Source organism: Aeromonas sp. sia0103 (assembly GCF_963895295.1).
Classification (GTDB): Bacteria; Pseudomonadota; Gammaproteobacteria; order Enterobacterales; family Aeromonadaceae; genus Aeromonas; species Aeromonas encheleia.
Genome location: NZ_CAWQKG010000022.1, coordinates 211,487 through 232,062 on the forward strand (window position 1 = coordinate 211,487; position 20,576 = coordinate 232,062).

The 20,576-nt window shown below is 63.5% G+C and carries 16 protein-coding genes and 1 tRNA gene; 10 read left to right on the forward strand and 7 right to left on the reverse strand.

Annotated elements, in window-relative coordinates:
* Positions 1 to 61 precede the first annotated feature (61 nt).
* The 4 genes from AACW18_RS09430 (at position 62) to galE (ending at position 4,609) form a co-directional block, all read left to right on the forward strand.
* Positions 62 to 529, forward strand: a complete 468-nt coding sequence (locus tag AACW18_RS09430; RefSeq protein ID WP_021140949.1) for a Dps family protein — start codon at positions 62 to 64, stop codon at positions 527 to 529.
* Positions 530 to 747: 218 nt separating this feature from the next.
* Positions 748 to 2,397, forward strand: coding sequence for a hydroxylamine reductase (gene hcp, locus AACW18_RS09435; RefSeq protein WP_218388485.1), 1,650 nt, complete (start codon positions 748 to 750; stop codon positions 2,395 to 2,397).
* Between the two features lie 111 nt (positions 2,398 to 2,508).
* Entirely contained in the window at positions 2,509 to 3,510 is a 1,002-nt protein-coding gene (locus tag AACW18_RS09440) for a hybrid-cluster NAD(P)-dependent oxidoreductase (RefSeq protein WP_218388486.1), read from the forward strand.
* An 85-nt stretch (positions 3,511 to 3,595) separates the two neighbouring features.
* Positions 3,596 to 4,609 (forward strand): UDP-glucose 4-epimerase GalE, encoded by a 1,014-nt coding sequence (gene galE, locus AACW18_RS09445; RefSeq protein WP_218388487.1) that lies wholly within the window; start codon positions 3,596 to 3,598, stop codon positions 4,607 to 4,609.
* 69 nt (positions 4,610 to 4,678) lie between these two features.
* Here galE and AACW18_RS09450 read toward each other — a convergent pair whose 3' ends face one another.
* Positions 4,679 to 5,428, reverse strand: a complete 750-nt coding sequence (locus AACW18_RS09450) for a DsbA family protein (protein ID WP_042654124.1) — start codon at positions 5,426 to 5,428, stop codon at positions 4,679 to 4,681.
* A 197-nt stretch (positions 5,429 to 5,625) separates the two neighbouring features.
* Between AACW18_RS09450 and AACW18_RS09455 the strand changes: the two genes are divergently transcribed.
* Positions 5,626 to 5,713 (forward strand) — tRNA-Ser (locus AACW18_RS09455).
* A gap of 86 nt (positions 5,714 to 5,799) precedes the next feature.
* Here the strand turns inward: AACW18_RS09455 and AACW18_RS09460 are convergent.
* The gene (locus AACW18_RS09460; RefSeq protein ID WP_256351832.1) at positions 5,800 to 6,774 is read right to left on the reverse strand and encodes a helix-turn-helix transcriptional regulator; all 975 of its coding nucleotides are present in this window, start codon (positions 6,772 to 6,774) and stop codon (positions 5,800 to 5,802) included.
* A gap of 129 nt (positions 6,775 to 6,903) precedes the next feature.
* On the opposite strand from AACW18_RS09460, the gene AACW18_RS09465 reads away from it, so the two are divergent.
* Both AACW18_RS09465 and AACW18_RS09470 read left to right on the forward strand, forming a co-directional pair.
* On the forward strand, positions 6,904 to 9,060 hold the full coding sequence (locus AACW18_RS09465) for a TonB-dependent siderophore receptor (RefSeq protein WP_218388488.1): 2,157 nt from the start codon (positions 6,904 to 6,906) through the stop codon (positions 9,058 to 9,060).
* Positions 9,061 to 9,166: 106 nt separating this feature from the next.
* A complete protein-coding gene (locus AACW18_RS09470) occupies positions 9,167 to 10,207 on the forward strand; it encodes an alpha/beta hydrolase (protein WP_218388489.1) in 1,041 nt (346 codons plus the stop codon).
* Between the two features lie 137 nt (positions 10,208 to 10,344).
* Here AACW18_RS09470 and AACW18_RS09475 read toward each other — a convergent pair whose 3' ends face one another.
* From AACW18_RS09475 to phnR, 5 genes are all read right to left on the reverse strand, one after another.
* Positions 10,345 to 11,754 carry an FAD-dependent oxidoreductase gene (locus tag AACW18_RS09475; RefSeq protein WP_218388490.1) on the reverse strand — a complete coding sequence of 470 codons (1,410 nt, stop codon included), beginning with the start codon at positions 11,752 to 11,754 and terminating at the stop codon, positions 10,345 to 10,347.
* A gap of 20 nt (positions 11,755 to 11,774) precedes the next feature.
* Positions 11,775 to 13,505 (reverse strand): putative 2-aminoethylphosphonate ABC transporter permease subunit, encoded by a 1,731-nt coding sequence (locus tag AACW18_RS09480; RefSeq protein ID WP_218388491.1) that lies wholly within the window; start codon positions 13,503 to 13,505, stop codon positions 11,775 to 11,777.
* Positions 13,502 to 14,566 (reverse strand): putative 2-aminoethylphosphonate ABC transporter ATP-binding protein, encoded by a 1,065-nt coding sequence (locus AACW18_RS09485; protein WP_218388492.1) that lies wholly within the window; start codon positions 14,564 to 14,566, stop codon positions 13,502 to 13,504. Before AACW18_RS09485 ends, AACW18_RS09480 begins: the two co-directional genes overlap by 4 nt.
* Positions 14,567 to 14,744: 178 nt before the next feature.
* Positions 14,745 to 15,764: a putative 2-aminoethylphosphonate ABC transporter substrate-binding protein gene (locus tag AACW18_RS09490; RefSeq protein WP_218388493.1), complete on the reverse strand. Its 1,020-nt coding sequence runs from the start codon at positions 15,762 to 15,764 to the stop codon at positions 14,745 to 14,747.
* Positions 15,765 to 15,864: 100 nt separating this feature from the next.
* Positions 15,865 to 16,572 carry a phosphonate utilization transcriptional regulator PhnR gene (gene phnR, locus AACW18_RS09495; protein WP_218388494.1) on the reverse strand — a complete coding sequence of 236 codons (708 nt, stop codon included), beginning with the start codon at positions 16,570 to 16,572 and terminating at the stop codon, positions 15,865 to 15,867.
* A gap of 188 nt (positions 16,573 to 16,760) precedes the next feature.
* Here phnR and phnW point away from each other — a divergent pair, with 188 nt between their 5' ends.
* Genes phnW through phnX form a run of 3 tightly spaced genes read left to right on the forward strand, consistent with a single transcriptional unit; the run spans position 16,761 to position 20,132 of the window.
* Entirely contained in the window at positions 16,761 to 17,903 is a 1,143-nt protein-coding gene (gene phnW, locus AACW18_RS09500) for a 2-aminoethylphosphonate--pyruvate transaminase (protein ID WP_218388495.1), read from the forward strand.
* Entirely contained in the window at positions 17,900 to 19,315 is a 1,416-nt protein-coding gene (locus tag AACW18_RS09505; RefSeq protein ID WP_218388496.1) for an aspartate aminotransferase family protein, read from the forward strand. The genes phnW and AACW18_RS09505 overlap by 4 nt, the downstream gene beginning before the upstream one ends.
* The gene (phnX, locus tag AACW18_RS09510) at positions 19,290 to 20,132 is read left to right on the forward strand and encodes a phosphonoacetaldehyde hydrolase (protein ID WP_218388497.1); all 843 of its coding nucleotides are present in this window, start codon (positions 19,290 to 19,292) and stop codon (positions 20,130 to 20,132) included. The genes AACW18_RS09505 and phnX overlap by 26 nt, the downstream gene beginning before the upstream one ends.
* Positions 20,133 to 20,576 lie beyond the last annotated feature (444 nt).

The following is a 20,576-nucleotide window of genomic DNA, read 5'->3' on the forward strand; positions in this document are numbered from 1 at the left end:
AGTCTGCGCGGGGATATGCTGACTCCGTTCCCAATAATGTTTCCCCACCTGGAGGTGAATGATGAAGAGCCCCATTGGTCTTGATACCGTTCAATCACAAGCCCTGGCCGCAGAGCTGAACAAGTTGCTGGCCAGCTACCAGATCCTCTACATGAACGTTCGTGGCTTCCACTGGAACATCCGTGGCAACCAGTTCTTCGAGCTGCACCTGAAATTTGAAGAGATCTACAACGACCTGCTGCTCAAGGTCGATGCCCTGGCCGAGCGCATCCTCACCCTGGATGGGGTGCCCATGCACAGCTTCAGCGACTATCTCAAGGTCTCCGCCATCCCCGAGCAGAAGGGGCTGCACGACGGCCGTGCCTGTGTCGAGTCGCTGCTGGAGAGCTTCCGCGAGCTGCTGGTGGCCCAGCGCCGCATCCTGGGGCAGGCCGCTGAGGCCGGTGACGAGGGCACGGCGTCCATCCTCTCCGACTATGTGCAGCAGCAGGAAAAACTGGTCTGGATGCTGCGCGCCTATCTGGCCTGATCCTTTGTTGAAGCGAGTTTTGTTGTAAACCTTTGTTGTAAACCCGAGTTGTCTCTCCTTTTATCCACCCGCTTGCCGCCCTGTCTGGGCGGCTTTTTTGTTTTTGATCTGCATCAATGAAAACTTAATTGGCAAATTGAATGCCTATTAAGTTTTTCGCGAGGGGCATAGAATCGCCACAAAACAAGTAACTGAAATGTCCAATTAGGAGAGGCATGATGTTTTGTGTGCAATGTGAACAGACAATTCGTACCCCGGCAGGCAATGGCTGCGCTTACGCACAGGGCATGTGCGGCAAGACGGCCGAGACCTCGGATCTGCAGGATGTGCTGATCTATGCGCTGCAGGGCCTCAGCGCCTGGGCGCTGGCCGCCCGCGAGCACGGTGTCATCGACAACGAGATCGATGCCTTCGTGCCCAAGGCCTTCTTCGCCACCCTCACCAACGTCAACTTCGACTCCGCCCGCATCGTTGCCTATGTCAACCAGGCGCTGGCTCATCGTCAGCAACTGGCCGGCCGTCTGGCCGCGCTGGCGGTGCAGGTTACCGGTTTGCCCGAGGCCGCCGGCTTCGAGCCGGGTGCCGAGCTGCTGGAGCAGCTGGCCCATGCGCCGCAGACCGCGGTCAACCGCGGCAAGAGCGAGGTGCACGAAGACATCATGGGGCTGCGTCTGCTCTGCCTCTATGGCCTCAAGGGCGCCGCCGCCTACATGGAGCACGCCCGGGTGCTGGGTCAGCAGGACAGCGAGGTGGCCGCCGAGTTCCATCGCATCATGAGCTGGCTCAGCACGGACCCGAGCGAGCTGGATCCCCTGTTCAAGTGCGCCATGGAGATAGGCCTGCTCAACTTCCGTGTCATGGAGATGCTGGATCTCGGCGAGACCAGCGCCTTCGGCCACCCGGAACCGACTCAAGCAAGGGTCACCCCGATCCCGGGCAAGTGCATCCTGGTCTCCGGCCACGACATGGTGGATCTCAAGCTGATCCTTGAGCAGACCATGGGCACCGGCATCAATGTCTACACCCACGGCGAGATGCTGCCGGCGCTGGCCTATCCCTTCTTCAAGCAGTATCCCCATCTGGTGGGCAACTATGGCTCCGCCTGGCAGAACCAGCAGAAGGAGTTCGCGAACTTCCCCGGCGCCGTGGTGATGACCTCCAACTGCATCATCGACCCCAACGTGGGCGACTACAGCGATCGCATCTTCACCCGCTCCATCGTCGGCTGGCCGGGCGTGACCCATCTGGAGGGGGAAGACTTTTCCGCCGTGGTGGCGAAGGCGCAGGCGCTGGAAGGTTTCAAGCACACCGAGCTCGAGCACTTCATCACCATCGGCTTCGCCCGCAACGCCCTGATGCAGGCCGCCCCCGCGGTGATCGACAAGGTCAAGGCCGGCGAGATCAGTCATTTCTTCCTGGTGGGCGGTTGTGACGGCGACAAGGCCGAGCGCGCCTACTTCACCGAGTTTGCCAAGGCCGCCCCCCAAGACAGCCTGTTGCTCACCCTGGGCTGCGGCAAGTACAAGTTCAACAAACTCGACTTCGGCAACATTGGTGGCATTCCCCGTCTGCTGGACGTGGGCCAGTGCAACGACGCCTACTCCGCCATCCAGCTGGCACTGGCGCTGTCCGAGGCGTTCGAGTGCGGCGTCAACGATCTGCCGCTGACCCTGGTGCTCTCCTGGTTCGAGCAGAAGGCCATCGTCATCCTGCTCACCCTGCTGGCGCTCGGGGTGAAGGATATCCGCACCGGCCCGACCACCCCGGCCTTCCTGACCCCGGCCCTGCTCAAGGTGCTGGAGGAGCAGTTCGGCCTGAAAGGCACCACCACGGCCGAAGCGGATCTGGCCGAGATCCTGGCGGCCTGACGCCGCAGGCTGTGCCAGCCTGATCATCTCAGCGTGTTGTAAGCCTTTGGCGAGCCCCCCGGCTCGCCTTTTTTCGAATCAGACCTTTTCATCAGACCGAGGAGCCTTGTGATGACCTCTCTCACCCTGCGCTGCATTGGCCGCCGTGCCGACACCCATGATGTGGTGAGCTGGCAGTTCGCCGCCGTCGATGGCGCCTTGCCCCCGGTGCTGGCCGGCCAGTGCCTGACCCTGCACACCGAGGTAGGCGGCGAGCCCAAGTGCCGCGCCTACACCCTCTCCTCCAGCCCGCAAGATCCTTTCTGGCAGGTCACCATCAAGGATGTGGGGCTGGTGTCCCATCATCTGCACCAGAGCCTGCAGCCGGGGGATGAGATCCGGGCCGACGGCCCCTTCGGCGACTTCAACCTGAGCGCCTTGCCCTGCGAGCGACCGCTGCTGCTGAGCGCGGGCTCCGGCATCACCCCCATGTGGGCCATGCTGCGCGACGAGCTGGCCAAACGCCCTGAGGCGGACATTCGTTTCATCCACAGCGCCCGCTCCCCCGAGGATGTGATCTTCGCCAGCGAACTGGCGGCCCTGGCCGAGGCTCATGCCGGGCTGCGCCATGCTTTAGTGCTGGAGAAAGTGCTGGAGCAGGACCAGACCACTCACCCCTGGCTCGGCCGGCTCGACCCCGCCATGCTGAGGGAACTGGCGCCTGACCTGCTCAGCCGTCACGTCTATCTGTGTGGGCCCGCGCCCTACATGGCCGCGGTGAGCACCATGCTGGCGGAGCTGGGCCTGCCGATCGATCAACTGCATCAGGAGTCATTCGGCCTGCCCGAGGCGGCGCCGGTGGCCACCGATGGCGACCATTTCTGGCTGACCCTGAAAAAAAGCGGCAAGAAGGTGAAGATACTGCCGGGCCAGACCCTGCTGGCCGCCCTCGAGGGTGCCGGCGAGACCATGGCGGCCGCCTGCCGCGCCGGGGTCTGTGGCGCCTGCCGCTGCACCACGACCGGCGAGATCGAGCGCCAGAGCGTGGTGACGCTCAGCGCGCAGGATCTCGAGAGCGGGGTGGCGCTGGCCTGCTCCTGCACCGCCAGGGGGGACGTCGGCTTGGAGTATTAATGGCTCCATTAGTAGCCCAGCCTTTTCCTGCTCTGGCGGTGCGGGTACACTCTGCCCCAGTTTCAGCAGAACACGGGATGATAAAATGACAATACTGGTCACGGGCGGCGCCGGCTATATCGGCTCCCATACTCTGGTCGAGCTGCTCAATGCGGGGCAGCGGGTGGTGGTGCTGGATAACCTGTCTAACGCATCGCCCGAGTCGCTCAAGCGGGTCGAGCGGATCACCGGCCAGGCGGTCACCTTCGTCGAGGGCGACATTCTCGACCGGGCCTGCCTGCAGCGGCTGTTCGCCGCCCACAAGATTGAATCTGTGATCCACTTCGCCGGCCTCAAGGCGGTGGGGGAGTCAGGCCAGATACCGCTCACCTATTATCAGAACAACGTGACCGGCACCCTGGTGCTGTGCGAGGAGATGGCCAGGGCCGGCGTGTTCCGGCTGGTGTTCAGCTCCTCGGCTACCGTCTATGGCGATCCCGCCTCTGTGCCGCTGCGGGAAGATTTTCCCACCAGCACGACCAACCCCTATGGCCGCTCCAAGCTGATGGTGGAAGAGATACTGCGGGATCTCGCCAAGTCCGATCCGCGCTGGGCCATAGTGCTGCTGCGCTACTTCAACCCGGTCGGCGCCCACGAGAGCGGCCTCATCGGCGAAGATCCCAACGGCATTCCCAACAACCTGCTGCCCTACATCAGCCAGGTCGGGGTGGGCAAGCTCAAGGAGCTGGGGGTGTTTGGCAACGACTACCCGACGCCGGATGGCACCGGGGTGCGCGACTACATCCACGTGGTGGATCTCGCCATCGGTCACCTCAAGGCGCTGGCCCGCATCGCGAGCGACACCGGGGTCTTCACCTACAACCTGGGCACCGGCCAGGGTTACTCTGTGCTGGAGATGATAGCCGCGTTCGAGGCGGCCAGCGGTCGCCCCATTCCCTACCAGGTCAAGCCCCGCCGCCCCGGCGACATCGCCGAGTGCTGGGCCGAGCCGCACAAGGCCAGCACCGAGCTGGGCTGGCGCGCGGAGCGCGGGCTCGAGCAGATGATGGTCGACACCTGGCGCTGGCAAAGCCAGAACCCGAACGGCTATCAGGCCTGAGGGGCTGAAGCCCGAATAGCAAAACGCCCCGGCATGGCCGGGGCGTTTTTTTATCACAGCGTGGCGAGCTTACTGGATGCTCTTGCCCGCGCGCACATCCTTGACGATGGCCTGCAGGCTCGCCAGATCCCGCGGTGCACCGCGCAGGATCTGGTCACCGATGATGAAGGCCGGGGTGCCCGAGATGCTCATGGCTTCGGCCAGGGCACGGTTGGTGCCGAGGTTCTGATCGATGCTGCCGTCCTTGAACTTGGCCTCGACCTTGCTCCAATCCACCCCGGCGGCCGTGGCGATCGCTTTCACCTGGGCTTCGTCGGCCAGCGGACCCTGATGGGCATAGAGCTTGTCGTGGAAGGTCTGGTACTTGTCAGGCTGACCCAGCTGCACCGCCAGGGCGGCGCGGGCGGCATAGTAGGAGGTCTCGCTCAGGATGGGGAACTGCTTGTAGATGTAGCGGATCTCCTTGTCTTCACCGAGCAGCTGCTTGACGAGCGGGTGGGCGCGCTTGCAGTAGCCGCAGTTGTAGTCGAAGAACTCGACCACGGTCAGGCTGCCCTTGGGGTTGCCGCTCTCGGGATCCTGGTTGGAATAGAGCTGTTTGGCATGCGCCTCGATCAGGGATTTGTCGCTGGCGGCCTGCTGGCTCTCCTGCTTGGCGCGCAGGGCATTGGACATCTCGACCAGTATTTCAGGATTCTTGACCAGGTAGTCGCGCACGATCTGCTCGACATCCGTTTTGGTCAGCTCGCTCGCCTGCACCGGCGCCGCAAGCAGGGTCGCGCCAGTCAAGGCTGCGATCAGGGCATGTTTGATTCTCATAAGTCCATCTTGCTGGAATATCGTGGTGGCCACTATAGTGGGTGAGTCTGTTTTCAAGTCAAGTTATCCGGGCTAAAAAGCGCGGCTCATGCCCTGTTTGTGGGCTTTTTGCGTAGTTTAGCCCAATAAATCGGCAAACGAACGGGGCGGGGATTTACAAGCCGGATCGGCATGGGTAATATTCGGCGCACTGCTGCGGAGGGGTGGCAGAGCGGCTGAATGCACCGGTCTTGAAAACCGGCGATGGGCGACCATCCGTGGGTTCAAATCCCACCTCCTCCGCCATTCATTCAGAGCCCAAGCGATTCAATCGCTTGGGCTTTTTCATATCAGCACGCCACTGAGTACGCTCATAAATGTGGGCGCCCAGGCTAGCCGAGGGAACTTCTCTGGTCCTCGATGGCTTGGCTGTTCAGGGCACAGCCATTTCCTATCTTGTCTTCGCCTTGCCTGAGGAGTTGCTTTGGTGAAAAGCCAAACAGCTTGCGAAACGCCGTAATGAAGTTCGAGACATGGCTGTAGCCAGCGTGCTCCGCGGCTTCCTGCAGGGACAGGCTTCGCGCTTCTAGCTTCACCTTCGCCTCCTGCAACTTTCGCTCGCGCAGATAACGCTGCAGGCTCATGCCCAGCTCTTTCTTTGCCGCTCGCTGCAAGGTAGACACACTCATTCCCAACCTATCGGCAATGTCGGCAAGTGCCATCTCGTCCACCCTTTCATCCATCAGCAACATTTTCAGACGGGTCGGTTGTTCGTTGTGGCGCTGGCCACAGGCAAAGGCGATCTGCTGGATGTTGGTCATCAGGCTCTCCCATACGGTGAGGGCGAATGCCTCTCTCATCAGCATCTCGGGGGCATTCTGACTGCTGGTGAGGTTCAAGGCTTCCGCTATCTGGCCAAGGTGCGGCGGCAGCGACCAGTCGAAGCGACTCAAGTGATGGTTGAATATGCGTTCGAACAGCGCGCGGTGTTTGCCGATCAGGTGGCGCTCAAGCCAGGGCAGGCTGAGCGACAAGACGATGCTGCGGCTGCGCACATGGGCCTTGGCGGCGCCTTGCACCATGTCAGGTTCGGCATAGAAGATGGCGGTGGCCACAATGGGATCGGACTTGTGAAAGCGGCAACCTCTGAGCCTGTGGGTGGCGCCATAGGTCATCAGCGCCTTGCTCTCGAGCGGGATGGCGATGATCAGCTGTGGCGGCAGCTCTCGCTGGGTGGCGAAATCGGCCTTGTGAACGATGTCCTTGTTGTGGAAGAGGATGCCGTCCTGAATCATCAGGTTCTCTACTCTTCCGGTAAACAGGCCGCGTTTACGAACGCTGGTATCTCTTGCCACTGTGTCAGTCATGCTCACTTTGACCATTTCGAAATATTAAATGACCGCACCGCAAAACTACTGCGGATTCTTGGATGCTATATTAGCCCCCACAAAATCAAATGAAAATGATTATCATCTCTGTTTGGGGTCACTCTCTCTATGGTTGTCTTTAAGGATAAAGCGCTCAGCCCGCTTGCTCTGGCCGTCTCTGCCGCCCTGGCTGTCACTGTTGCTTCCCCGGCTCTGGCGGAAGAGCAGAACGTCGTCCCGGATGAAACCCTCGTTGTCTACGGCAACCCGCTTTACGGGATGGCGCCGTCGGAGGAGACCGGGGGTTACAGCGTCGACTCGGCCACCGTGGGTACCAAGACCCCGGCAGCCCTGAAAGACATCCCCCAGTCGATCACGGTGTTGACCAATGACTACATCAAAGAGCGCAACTTCGTGGCGGTGGACGATCTGGCCAAATACACGCCGGGTCTGCGCACCATGGTCAACGACAGCGGCCGCTCCTCCATCTTCTCGCGCGGCTATGAATACGATGAAGTGAGCCTCAACGGCTTGCCATCGCCCATGCAGAGCAAATTCGGCACCCTGCCGTCGCTGGCCGCCGTCGACCGCGTGGAGATCATGCGCGGCCCCTCCGGCTTGTTTAACAGCACCAGCGAACTGGGTGGCGTGATCAACATGGTGCTGAAGCGCCCGACCGACGAATTCAAGGGATCGGTCACGGCGCGCTATGGCAGCTGGGATCGGCACTATCTGGAAGCGGACATGGGAGGGGCGCTCAACGAGGAGGGCTCGGTGCTCGGCCGCTTCGTGGTGAGCAACGCCGACATCAAGAACCAGGTTGACTACAACAACAACGATAACGGGACCTACTACGGCACCCTGGAGTTCGAGCTGTCTGATCGCACCCTGCTGTCGGTCTATGCCCTGCATCAAACCAAGGACATACTGCCCACCAATGGCCTGCCGGCGTACAGCGATGGCAGCATGCTCGACATCAGTCGCAGCACCTACCTCGGTTCTGACGAAGACTTCTTCGACGCGAACACCACCGATGTGGGCGCTTCCCTCCAGCATGCCTTTGCCAACGGTGGTGTCGGCCAGGTCTCGGCCCGTTACATGGATCACGACATGCGTCTGGAGCAGACCTACACCAACGGTCCGGTGGATGCCGCGGGGAACACCGGGCTGATGTTCAATGCCCAGGCGAACCAGCAGCAGAACGTCGCGCTGGATGCCAACTACAGCCAGATGTTTGGCCTGCTTGGGCACAAGAGCGAGTTCGTGCTGGGGTCTGACTACAAGCACTATGAATCCGATATTCAGACCTACACCAACCGCAATATCGGCAAGATCAATGTGTTCAATTTCGATCCGACCACGGTCGCCAAGCCAAACTACCAGTACACCAAGAACGACCACGAAGAGAAGTCAGAACTGGGTCTGTATGGCAAGGTGACCTGGCGCTTGATGGAGCCGCTGGCCGTGATCACCGGGGCCCGTGTCTCCTGGTATGACACCGAGGTCGTCAGCACGACCCTCAGCTCGGGGGCGCAGAACAGCGAGTCGGGTGATTTCAATGGGAAATTCACTCCCTATGCGGGGGCCGTCTATGACCTGACCGATGAACACACCCTGTATGCCAGCTATTCAAAGGTATTCAAGCCGCAGACCAGTCAGGATGAAAATGGTGACATGTTGGCGCCTCGTGAGGGCAGCCAGTGGGAAACCGGCATCAAGTCATCCCTGCTGGATGGCCAGCTCAACACCCGAGCGACCGCCTTCCTGATGAAGGACAATAACATCGCGGCCCAGGCCTATGACGAGCAGGGGATCGCCATTTCCAATACCTACTGGGCGACCGGCAAGGTCGACACCCAAGGGGTGGAGCTGGAGGCGACCGGCTATCTAAGCCAGAACTGGATGGTCATGACGGGTTATACCTTTACCGATATCGAGGAGAAATCCGGTGATCACAACCCGAAATTCGATGCGATCCCGCGCCACTCCCTGTCTCTCTGGACCGACTACCATCTGGCGGATTGGGTGCAGGGCCTGCACCTGGGTGGCGGGATGACGGCGGTCAGCGACTACTCCTTCAACCAGAATGGGGTCACGACCCATCAGGGGGGCTATGCCCTGTTTGATGCGGCCGTGCGCTACGACATCACGGACAAGATGCAGGCGACCCTGAATGTCTACAACATCTTCGATCGCGAGTACTTCTATCGTGTCGGCTCGACGACCACCTTCAACATGTACGGCGAACCGGCCAATTTGATGGCGGGCTTTACCTACAAGCTGTAACGGCAATCGGCAACAGGGCCCGATGGCGCTGTTGCCGATTATCTGTGCCGCCCGGCGAACCCTGCGCCAGAGGCTTATCCATGACGCTCAACTCTGGTATGACTCAATGAAACCACTCATCACCCTGCTACTCACTATGCTCAGTCTCTCTTCTGCCCAGGCAGACATGCTCCACTATGCCCAGCGCTTTACTCATCACTCGACCCTGCTCAATGAGGCGCGGCAATACAGCGTCTATCTGCCAGAGGACTATGAACGGCAGCCGCAGCAGCGCTTTCCCGTGCTCTATCTGCTCGATGGAGAGAAATTTCTGTTGCAGGTCGCGGGCATCACCCAGGCGCTGCGTGCCGGACTGAATCCGGCGATCCCGTCTCTCATCATCGTGGCCGTTCACAACACGGACAGGATGCGGGATTACACCCCGAGCCATACCATGGTGCTGCCCAATGGCGAGCCAGCGGGGGCCGGTTATGCCAAGACGGGTGGCGGCCCGGCGTTCATGCAATACCTGGCTCGGGAGCTGCGTCCGCTCATCGAGGGCCGGTATCGCACCGCCTCGCCGGCCCTGCTGGTGGGTCACTCGCTCGGCGGCTTGCTGGCCCTGGATACGGTGGCAAACGACAGCGGCCTGTTTCAGGGATACATCGCCCTGGATGCCAGCCTGTGGTTCGACTATCCGCACAATTACCAGCGCATCGAGCGGGCCCTGACCCATCCGCTCAAGCACGCTTCATCGCTGTTTATCGCGGTGGCCAACAACCCGTTCACGCCGGGATTCGGTCGCTCCGAGTTTCACCGGGACCACCTGCGGCAGTTTGCCCGGAGCGTGGCGGCGCAACCCGCCGAAAACCTGAACGTCACCAGCCGATACTACGAGGAGGAAGATCATCATTCGGTTTATCACCTGGCGGTCTATCAGGGGCTGCAGTGGCTGTTTCGAGGCTACCGGCTGGATCTGACGCCGGGTGCCTTCAGCCGGCAGGCGGTCATAGCCCGTTACGAGTCCCTGAACCGGCAGCTCGGCAGCCAGCTTCGCCCCGAGCAGGAGAACCTGTTGGATATCAGGGACAAGGCCACCCGCTGGCCCCAGATGCAGATCTCCCCGGCGGAGGCCAGCGCCCTGCTTGACCACTACTACGGGCAATGATGAAGATGAGGGGCCTGCCCTGACAGGCGCCGCCGTTTGCCAACCTCGGACTGTCGGGGCGGCCAGTCCTCGCTCCATGCTTCGGATGGACGAGGGGAGCTGTTGGACCTGATACCGGCTGGTTAGGGGGATAATGCCTATTTATCCGCCTTGCCGGCGGCATCGGCCAGGCTGGCCAGCCGCTTGTCGAGCCAGCGCACGGCCCGTCCCTCATCTTCCGCCCGCTCCTTGCGCCGGATGGCGTTGCGCACCAGCATGGCCCCCAGCCAGCGGATGGGTTCCGGCGGGAAGTAGCCGCGCGGGCCGCCGACCAGGGCGCAGTGGCGCCAGGGGGCATCCTCTTCCCGTTTATCCTCCCTGACCAGGGCCGCCAGGATGCGGCCGCCGATCCAGCTCTGGGCCACGCCATTGCCCGAATAACCGAGGCCGTAGACGATGTTGGCAGAGTGGCGCCAGTGGCCGAAGAAGGGCAGGCCATCCACCGAGCGATCCGAGGCGCCGCACCAGCTGGCGGCGATGGGCACCTGCGCCAGCGCGGGGAAGAAGCGGTGCAGCGCCAGGGTCAGCGGGGCCAGATAGCGGCTCGGCCGATCGAAGTCGGCCAGGTAGCGGTTGGCGAAGGCGAAGCGGTTGCCCCCCTTGCCGAGCATGAGGCGGCCATCCGGGGTCGAGCGATGGTAATAGACGAAGGTGCGCCCATCCACCACGCTGCGACCGTGATCCATCCCTTGGCGGGTAAGCTGCTCCGGCGCCGGCTCCGTGATCACCATGTCCGAGGAGACCAGCACTATGCTGCGGCGAAACTCGGCGAAGTGATCCACCATGGCGCCGTTGAGGGCCAGCACCACCCGCCCGGCCTGTACTTCCCCCTGCGGGGTCAGGATGCGGGCCGGTTGCCCCGTCTCCAGGCGCAACATGGGGCTATTTTCATACACCTCCACCCCCAGCTCCCGGGCGACCCGCAGCAGCCCCCGCACCAGCAGGGCGGGCTGCACCGAGCCCCCGTGGGGGCTGAACACCCCCTCCAGGTGCGCCGACGAGCCGCACTGCCCGGCCAGATCCTGCTCCGCTATCGGCCGCCACTGGTTCAGCCCAGCCTGCTCCAGCTCGCTCATGATGGGCGTCATGCCGCCGCGCTGGGCCTCGCTGGTGGCGGTGTAGCAGCTGCCCTCCACCCGCAGTTGGGCCTCGATGCCGTGCGCCGCGCAGAAATTGGCTATCTCGTGCACCGCCTGTTCCGAGGTACGCACCAGCCAGGCGGCCTGCCGCTCGCCAAAGCGTTGGCGCAGGCTGGGGTACTTGGCCGACCAGGTGAGCAGGCAGCCGCCGTTGCGACCCGAGGCGCCGCTGCCGCACAGGCCCTTCTCCAGCACCAGGATGCGCAGACCGGGCTCCGCCTGTTTGAGGTGGATGGCGCACCAGAGCCCGGTGAAGCCACCGCCGACGATGCAGACGTCGGCCTGCTGGCTGCCCCGCAGCGGGGTGGGCTCGGGAGGGGCTTCGGCGGCGAGGGCCTCGGCCAGCCAGAAGGGGTGGGGTTGGCTCATGGATTCTCCTTGGTGGTTGCTCATGGGTGGCGCCAGCGCTGGGTGCGCTCCAGCAGGGTGCGACTGAGGTAGAGCTGCAGCAGCTTGATGCCGGCGGCGGCCAGCAGGATCAGGGTGGCCATGGCGGCGGCGGCGGCCGTGTCGCCCGAGTCTTCCATGTTGAGCACTGCGATGGAGGCCAGCACGCTGTCGCTGGAGTAGAGGAAGATCACCGCCGAGGTGGTGGTCATGGCGTTGACGAACAGATAGATGAAGATCTCCAGCAGGGCGGGCAGGCTGGCGGGCAGGGTGACGCGCCAGAAGGCCTTGAGCAGCGGGATGCGCAGTGAGATGGCGACCAGCTCCAGCTCCTTTGGCAACTGCTTGAGGCTGGTCAGCGCCGTCATGTGACCCACGGTGTAGTAGTGGATGATGCAGGAGAGCACCATCAAGGGCAGGGTGCCATACAGGCCACCCAGCAGGCTGTCGGCCCGGTTGAAGAAGAAGATGTAACCCAGCCCGAGCACCATGCCGGGCACGGCCAGGGAGAGCATGGCGAGCAGGTGCATCAGCTGGCGCAGCGGGGCGAAGTGGCGTCCCTTCTCCTGCGCCCAGGCCAGCACCACGATGAGCAGGGTGCCGGTGATGGCGGTGAGGGCACCGAGCTTGAGGGTGTTGATGAAGGGCTGCCAGCCGTAGACGCTGTTGCTGTCGAAGGCGTAGTGCTCCAGCGTCAGTGTCAGGTTGTAGGGCCAGAACTGCACCAGGGAGCCGTAGATGGCCATCCCCACCAGGGCCAGGAACAGCAAAGCCCAGAGGCCGCACCAGAGCAGCGCCAGCAGATCCCGCAGCCGATGGGGCGTGGGGCTATAGGGCACGGCCTTGCTGTTGCTCTGCTCCTGCATCTTGCTGCGCACCCTGTGCTCCAGCGCAAAGCTGAGCAGCGCCGGCAGCAGCAGGGTCACGCTGGCGACCGCCCCCAGGGAGAAGTTCTGCATGCCGATCACCTGGCGATAGATGTCGGTGGCCAGCACGCTGTACTGGCCGCCGATCACCTTGGCCACCCCGAAGTCGCAGATGGTCAGGGTGAACACGGCGATGGCCGCGCTCAGCAGGCCATAGCGGGCGGTCGGCAGGGTGACGGTGAGGAAGGTGCGCCAGGCGGGGCTGCCCAGTACCCTGGCGGCCTCGTAGAGGCGGGCATCGCTGTGACCCAGCGCCGTGACCAGGATCATCAGGGCATGGGGGAAGCACCAGAAGCCGAGGCCGATGACGATGCCGATGGGGCCATAGATGCTCTCGCCCCCCAGCAGTCCCTTGGCGACCCCCTGGTTGCCGAACCAGTAGACCAGGCTGATGGCGGGCAACAGGGAGGGCATCAACAGCGGGATGAGGCCGATCAAGCGGAACAGGGACTTGCCGGGCATGCAGGTACGGGTGAGGGCATAGGCATAGCCGAAGGCGATGCAGACCACCAGCGTAGTGATGAGCAGGCCGAGCCAGAGGGTGTTGCCTATGGTGCGGCTCAGGTTGGGGGAGAAGAAGTAGTCCCGAAAGTTCGCGAGCCCCACCCAGTTGCCGTCCATGTCTTGCAGGCTCTTTTGCAGCATGGCGAGCAGGGGCAGCAGCAGGCCGCCGACCAGTAGGGCTATGCCCAGTAACAGCAGCGCCAGCTGGATGGCCCGATCGCGGCTCCCGCCGGCGAGGGCGCGTCGCCACCAGGGATGGACGGGTCGGGGAGCGAGGAGGGGGGCGTGCAGGGGGGCTGTCATGGGGCGGCCTCCTCAAACAGCTGCATGGCGTCGGCGGGCCAGTGCAGGGTGCAGGCCATGCCGCTGCGCCAGTCGCTGCGCCCATCGTTGGGGCCTTGCACCAGCACCCGCTGGGGGCCCAGATAGGTTTGTGCCACGCAGATCAGCCGCTGGGCGGCGCCGAGAAACTCCACCTGCGCTATCTCGGCCTGCAGCCCTTGCCGCGCCGGGGGCGTCAGGCTGATGGCCTCGGGCCGGATGGCCAGCTGCAGCTTACTGCCGGCGGCCGCCCGGTTCGCCAGGGTGAGCGGCTGCTCGTTGAGCCGCACCTGCTGCGGGCTCAGTACCAGGGCATCGAGGAAGTTCATGCTGCCGACGAAGCTGGCCACGAAGCGGCTCGCTGGCTGGTGGTAGATCTGCCTTGGCGTGCCTATCTGCACTATGGTGCCCCCCTCCATCACCACTATGCGATCCGCCATGGTCAGCGCCTCCTCCTGATCGTGGGTCACCATGATGGTGGTAATGCCGAGGCGTTGCTGCAGGGCGCGGATCTCGCTGCGCAGGTGGGTGCGCACCTGGGCATCGAGCGCACTCAGGGGTTCATCGAGCAGCAGCAGGCCGGGGGAGAGCGCCAGCGCCCTGGCCAGGGCGACCCTCTGCTGCTGGCCGCCGGAGATCTGGCTCGGGTATTTGTGGGACTGGGCGGCGAGGCCGACCAGCTCCAGCCAGTGCTGGACCGTCTCCCGGATCCGCGCCTTGTCGAGGCGCTGATTCTGCAGGCCGAAGGCGATGTTGTCCGCCACCGTCAGGTTGGGGAACAGGGCATAGGACTGGAACACTATGCCGAAATCCCGCTGCTGGGGCGGCAGCAGGGAGATGTCGCGACCCCCCTGCCAGATCTCGCCACTGCCCGGCAGATCCAGCCCGGCGATCGCCCGCAGCAGGGTGGTCTTGCCGCAGCCGGAAGGGCCGAGGAAGCAGACAAACTCCCCCTGCTCGATGGCGAGGGAGATATCCTTGAGGGCCTGGAAGGCCCCGAAGTGCTTGTTGAGGTGTTTGATGTCCAGATAGGGCCGGGTCATGATCAGACTCACTGCTGGTTTGGTATATACCAGTTTGAGTTTTAAGTGTGACCGAGGGATGACGGAAAGATGACAGGGCGGTGATGGCGGGTGACTCCCGCTCAGGGGGGCTAGCAAAGAACAAGGCCGGTTGAGGCCGGCCTTGTGTGTGGGGTCACAGCGAGGGGATGCCTCGCCCTTACTGTTTGGCCTCCGACTTGCCGTCGAAGCTGGCGGTCCACTGGGTCAGGATGGCGTTGCGCTCCCGGGCAGCCCAGGCGAAGTCATTCTTGATCATCTGGCCGTTGATGTCGGCCGGGTAGCCGGCCCTGGGCTTGGCCACCTGCGGGATGGCCACCACGGCGAAGGACTGATTGTAGAGGCTGTTGGCCTGCTCGGTGGCGGCGAAGTCGAGCAGCTGTCTGGCGGCTTCCAGCCTGGTGGTGCCCTTGATGATGGCCGCGGCCTCCATGTCCCAGCCGGAGCCTTCGCTCGGGAACAGCACCTCGATGGGGGCACCCTTGCTCTTGAGGCTGGTGGCCGGGAAGTCGAACGAGATGCCGACCACCGTCTCGCCGCTGGCCGCCAGCTTGCAGGGGGCCGAGCCGGAATGGGTATAGCGATCGATGTTCTGGTGCAAGCCGCTCATGAACTGCCAGCCCTGCTGCTCACCCATGGTCTGCAGCCAGCCCGCCACGCTCAGGAAGCCGGTGCCGGAGGAGCTGGGGTTGGGCATGATCACCTTGCCCTTGTAGATGGGCTTGGTCAGATCGGCCCAGCTCCGGGGGGCCGGGATCCCCTGCTTCTCGGCCTCGACCTTGTTGAAGCAGATGGCGCTGAAGAAGGCATCCAGCCCAATCCAGTGCGGCTCGGCCCTGGGATCGCGGAAGCGGCTGTCGAGTTTGTCCAGCCCCTTGGGGGCGTAACCCGCCAGCATCTGCTGCTGATCGAGCTGCATCAGACTGGTGGCCGCCAGGCCCCAGACCACGTCGGCCTTGGGCTGGGCCTTCTCGGCCAGCAGCCGGGCCGTGACCACGCCGGTGGAGTCCCGTACCCACTTGATGTTGATGTCGGGGTGCTGGCGCTCGAAGGCGGTCTTCAGCTCACCGAGCTGCTCCGGCTCGAAGGCGGTGTAGACGGTGAGATCGGTCGCGGCCATCACCGGGGCTGTCATGGCGGCCAGCAGCGCGCTCGCCAGCAAGGGGGTTCCCTGTTTCATCCTCTTCTCCATCAAAGTTGGTATAAACCAGATTGGTCGAAGCAGAGGCTAGGCAATCTTTATGACGCTCAGGTGACGGCCGTGTGACGTTTTGATGAGCTCAATCCTGGGTGTCGACCTCGATCTCCAGGCTGTCGTGGCGCCAGTATTCCAGATCGAAGTCGAGCACCCGCCCGTGCTGATCGAAGTTGAGTCGCTCCAGGCGCAGGGCGGGCAGGCCGGCGGTGGCGCCCAGCGCTTTGGCCACCTCGTCGGGCAGGGCGGTGGGGAAGAAGCGCACCTGCATACGGGCGTAGTGCAGGCCGTAGTGCGCCTGGTAGAGCTCGGTCAGGCTGCCGGCCAAGTCCAGCTCGAGCAGGCCGGGCACCCGCTCCGGCAGGCAGTGGTTCTCGCAGTAACAGATGGCGCGCCCGTTGGCATAACGCAGCCGCTTGAGCAGGAAGAGGCTGTCAAAGGGCCTGAGCTGGAGCCGGCTCAGCAGGGCCGGCGGCACCGCCTGGCGGCTCTTCTCCAGCAGCTCGGTGCGTGGCTCACCGCCCTGCTCACGCACTATCTGGTGGAAGTTGGAGGTGCGTCTTGGGTTGAGGCGAAAGCGCGGCGGGGTGACGAACCAGCCCCGCCGATCCTCCCGATAGATGAGGCCGTTGGCCTCCAGTTGCACCAGGGCCTCGCGAATGGTGACCCGGGTGGTGCCATAGAGTTCCCCCAGCAGCCGTTCGGAGGGGAGCTTGTCGTTGGCCTGCAAGCCTCCTGCCTGGATCTGGGTGGCGAGGGCATCCTTGATCTGCAGGTACTGCGGTTTGCTCATGGTGATCCTTGTCGGTGTCAAAGTGCTTGGTAGAGACCAGTTCTGGTCACTCCGCTCGGGATGACTAGATTATCGCGATGAGGGCGCCGAAAATGAATTTTTTGTTGCACGATAGGGCACCCCTTTGACCTGGGAGGGGGAGTTATCCAGAATATGCTCAATCTGGTATATACCAAATGGAGCAAGCCATGACCCACATTCCTGCAGCCCCCGCTGCCGTCGATTACCTGCTGTTGACCCCGGGCCCCCTCTCGACGACCCCCACGGTGCGCGCCGCCATGCTGCAAGACAGCTGCACCTGGGATCCGGACTACAACCTGGGGGTGGTGGAGCCCATCCGCCGCGAGCTGGTGCGACTGGCGACCACCCCGGAACAGGCGGCCGACTACGGCGCCGTGCTGCTGCAGGGCAGTGGCAGCTATGTGGTGGAGAGCGTGCTGGGCTCGGCGCTGGGGGCCGATGATGGCCTGCTGATCGTCAATAACGGCGCCTACGGCGCCCGCATGGTAGAGATGGCGCGCTGCCTCGGCCTGCGTCACCTCGAGCTCGACTGCGGGGAGACGGCCCGGCCCGAGGTCGCGGCCATCGAGTCTCTGCTCGGCCGGCACCCGGAGATCACCCACCTGGCCATGGTGCACTGCGAGACCACCACCGGCATGCTCAACCCGCTGGAGGAGGTGGCGGCGCTGTGTCGGCGCCGTGGCATTCGCCTCATCGTCGATGCCATGAGCAGCTTTGGCGGCATCCCCATCGATCTGGGCCGCCTCGGCATCGAGTTTCTCATCAGCTCCGCCAACAAGTGCATCCAGGGGGTGCCGGGCTTTGGCTTCGTCATCGCCCGCCGCGCCGCGCTGGCGGCCTGCGCCGGACGGGCCCGCTCCGTCTCCCTCGATCTGCACGCCCAGTGGCAGACCATGGAGCAGCAGGGGGGCAAGTGGCGCTTCACCTCGCCGACCCACACCGTGCTGGCCTTCGCTCAGGCGTTGCGGGAGCTGGAGCAGGAGGGGGGGATCGCCGCCCGTCATCGGCGCTATCAGGAGAACCAGCGCACCCTGGTCGCCGGCATGGCGGCCCTGGGATTTGAGCCCCTGCTGCCCGCGCCCTGGCAATCCCCCATCATCACCGCCTTCCATTCGCCGACCCATCCCGACTACCGCTTCGCCGATTTTTATCAGCGCCTCAAGGGCCAGGGCTTCGTCATCTACCCGGGCAAGGTCTCCCAGGCGGACTGTTTCCGCATCGGCAACATCGGCGATGTGAGCCCGGCCCGGGTGCGCGAACTGCTGGCCGTCATGGCCGCAGCCTGCTACTGGCAGGAGGGCGCGCTATGAGCAGCCATGCCAGCCTGCCCGGCGGCGGCCTCGCCGATACCGAAGGGGACATCAACCTGGGGGAGGCGCGTCAGCGCTGGTGGGCGGCGCAAAGCGAGCCGGTACGGGAAGGGCTGGCCGAGGATGGCCGCTATTTTCTGCATCAGGCGCTCTCCACCCCCTGTCTTGATCTGCTGGCGGGGGCGCAGGGGACAGTGCTGACCAGCGTCTCCGGCAAGCAGTACCTCGATTTTCATGGCAACAGCGTCCATCAGCTCGGTCACGGTCACCCTAGTGTGGTGGCCCGGGTGCAGCAGCAGCTGGCGGATCTGCCCTTTGCCCCGCGCCGCTACACCCACCCGGTCGCCATCGAGTGCGCCCGCACCCTGGCGGAGCTGGCGCCGGGGGATCTCAACCGGGTGCTGTTCGCCCCAGGTGGCAGCGAGGTGGTGGGGATAGCCCTCAAGCTCGCCCGCTTCATCACCGGCAACAGCAAGGTGGTGTCGCTGTGGGATGCCTTTCACGGCGCCTCCCTCGACGCCATCTCGGTCGGCGGCGAGGCCTGTTTCCGGGCGGGGATGGGACCGCTGATGGCCGGGGTCGAGCGGATTCCGCCCCCCACTCGCTATCGCGGCGTCTGGTATCGCGGCGAGGGGGAGGATCTGCACTACGCCGACTACCTCGAATACGTGATCGAGAAGGAGGGGGGCATTGGCGCCTTCATCGCCGAGCCCATCCGCAACACCGACGTGCAGGTGCCGTCGCGGGCCTACTGGCAGCGGATCCGCGAGATCTGCGATCGCCACAAGGTGCTGCTGATCGTCGACGAGATCCCCAACGCCCTCGGTCGCACCGGCCACTGGTTCAGCTTCGAGCAGTTCGGCATCGAGCCCGACATCATCTGCCTCGGCAAGGGCTTGGGGGGCGGCGTGGTGCCGTTTGCCGCCCTCATCACCCGGGATCGCTTCAATCAGGCGGCCGCCATCTCCCTCGGCCACTACACCCACGAGAAGAGCCCCATCGGCTGCGCGGCGGCGCTTGCCACCATAGCGGTGATCCGGGAGGAGGGGCTGCTGGCCAAGGTGCGGGAGGATGCGCTCTTTATGGAGCGAGAGTTGACGGCACTGATCGACCGCCATCCGCTGATCGGCCAGGTACGGGGAACCGGCCTGCTGTGGGCGCTGGATCTGGTGGAAGATCACCAGAGCCGGACCCGGGCCAGCCAGGCGGCGGAGCAGGTGCTCTACCGCTGTTTGGCACTCGGCCTGAGTTTCAAGGTATCCCAGGGCAATGTCATCCAACTCTCTCCTCCACTCACGGTCAGTCGTGCCGAACTCGCGCACGCCATCGTCATTCTCGATCTGGCGCTCGGCCAGGTCGAAGCCTCACTGGAACAGGAAAACCCCCATGTCTGCCAAACAACTGTCTGTTAAACCAGAGTCTGATGTACAAGCGCTGATCCTCGACTGGGCCGGCACAGTGGTCGATTTCGGCTCCTTCGCGCCGACCTCCATCTTCGTGGAGGCCTTCGCCCGGGCCTACGACTTCCCCGTCACCCTGGACGAGGCGCGCCAGCCCATGGGCCTTGGCAAGTGGGATCACATCGCCACTCTGGGTCGCCTGCCCTCGGTGGATGCCCGCTGGCAGGCCCGCTTCGGCCATCCCATGAGTCGGGAGGAGGTGGATCACCTCTACCACACCTTCATGCCGCTGCAGATCGCCGCCGTGGCCCACTTTGCCGCCCCCATCCCCGGCGTCTTGCCGGTGCTGGCGCGCCTGCGCGAACAGGGGCTGCGCATCGGCTCCTGCTCCGGCTATCCCCGCCCGGTGATGGAGGCCCTGGTGCCGGCGGCGGCTGAGCACGGTTATCGCCCGGATCACTGGGTGGCCACCGACGATCTCAAGGCCGGCGGTCGCCCCGGCCCCTGGATGGCGCTGGCCAACGTGATTGAACTGGGGATCGATGCCGTGCATCGCGCCATCAAGGTGGACGATGCGGTGCCCGGCATTGCCGAGGGGCTGAACGCCGGCATGTGGACCGTGGGGCTGGCGGTCTCCGGCAACGAATTTGGCGCCACCTGGGAGGAGTTTTCGGCCATGAGCGACGACGAGATCGCTGCGCGGCGCACCCCGGCCGAGGCCAAGCTGCGGCAGGCGGGCGCCCACTATGTGATAGCCACCCTGGCCGATATCGAGCCGGTGATTGCCGATATCAACCGCCGTCTGGCGAGGGGGGAGTGCCCCGCCTGACACGACCATGAGGGGCGCGATGAACTCGCTGCGCCGAGTGATGATGAAGCAAGGCGCCCACCCGGGCGCCTTGCTTCATTATTTGTCTGACTCTAGGCCAGACAGACCCTGCCAAGCTACGTGGCCCTCCTTCAGCGAGGGTGATTGCACCGCTCGGGGGACCATGGATAGGGTGATGCAGGTTTAATGTAGTGATGTTTCCGTGGTTTTTAAGTTCATTTGGTGTGAATTAAACATAAACATCCATACAATATATTGTAAAAATTAATTTTTCTGAATTTTTATAGAATCTGTCAGATCTGATTGCCGGTGGTGCCCTCCACCTATCCCTACAATCCAAGTGACTCAAGCACCTGGTTTTTTCGTTTTTGTAGCGCACATGTTTCGCGTTATTAACATGTGATTCAGCACCCATTGGGGTTCATGCTGAACAATATGGCTACC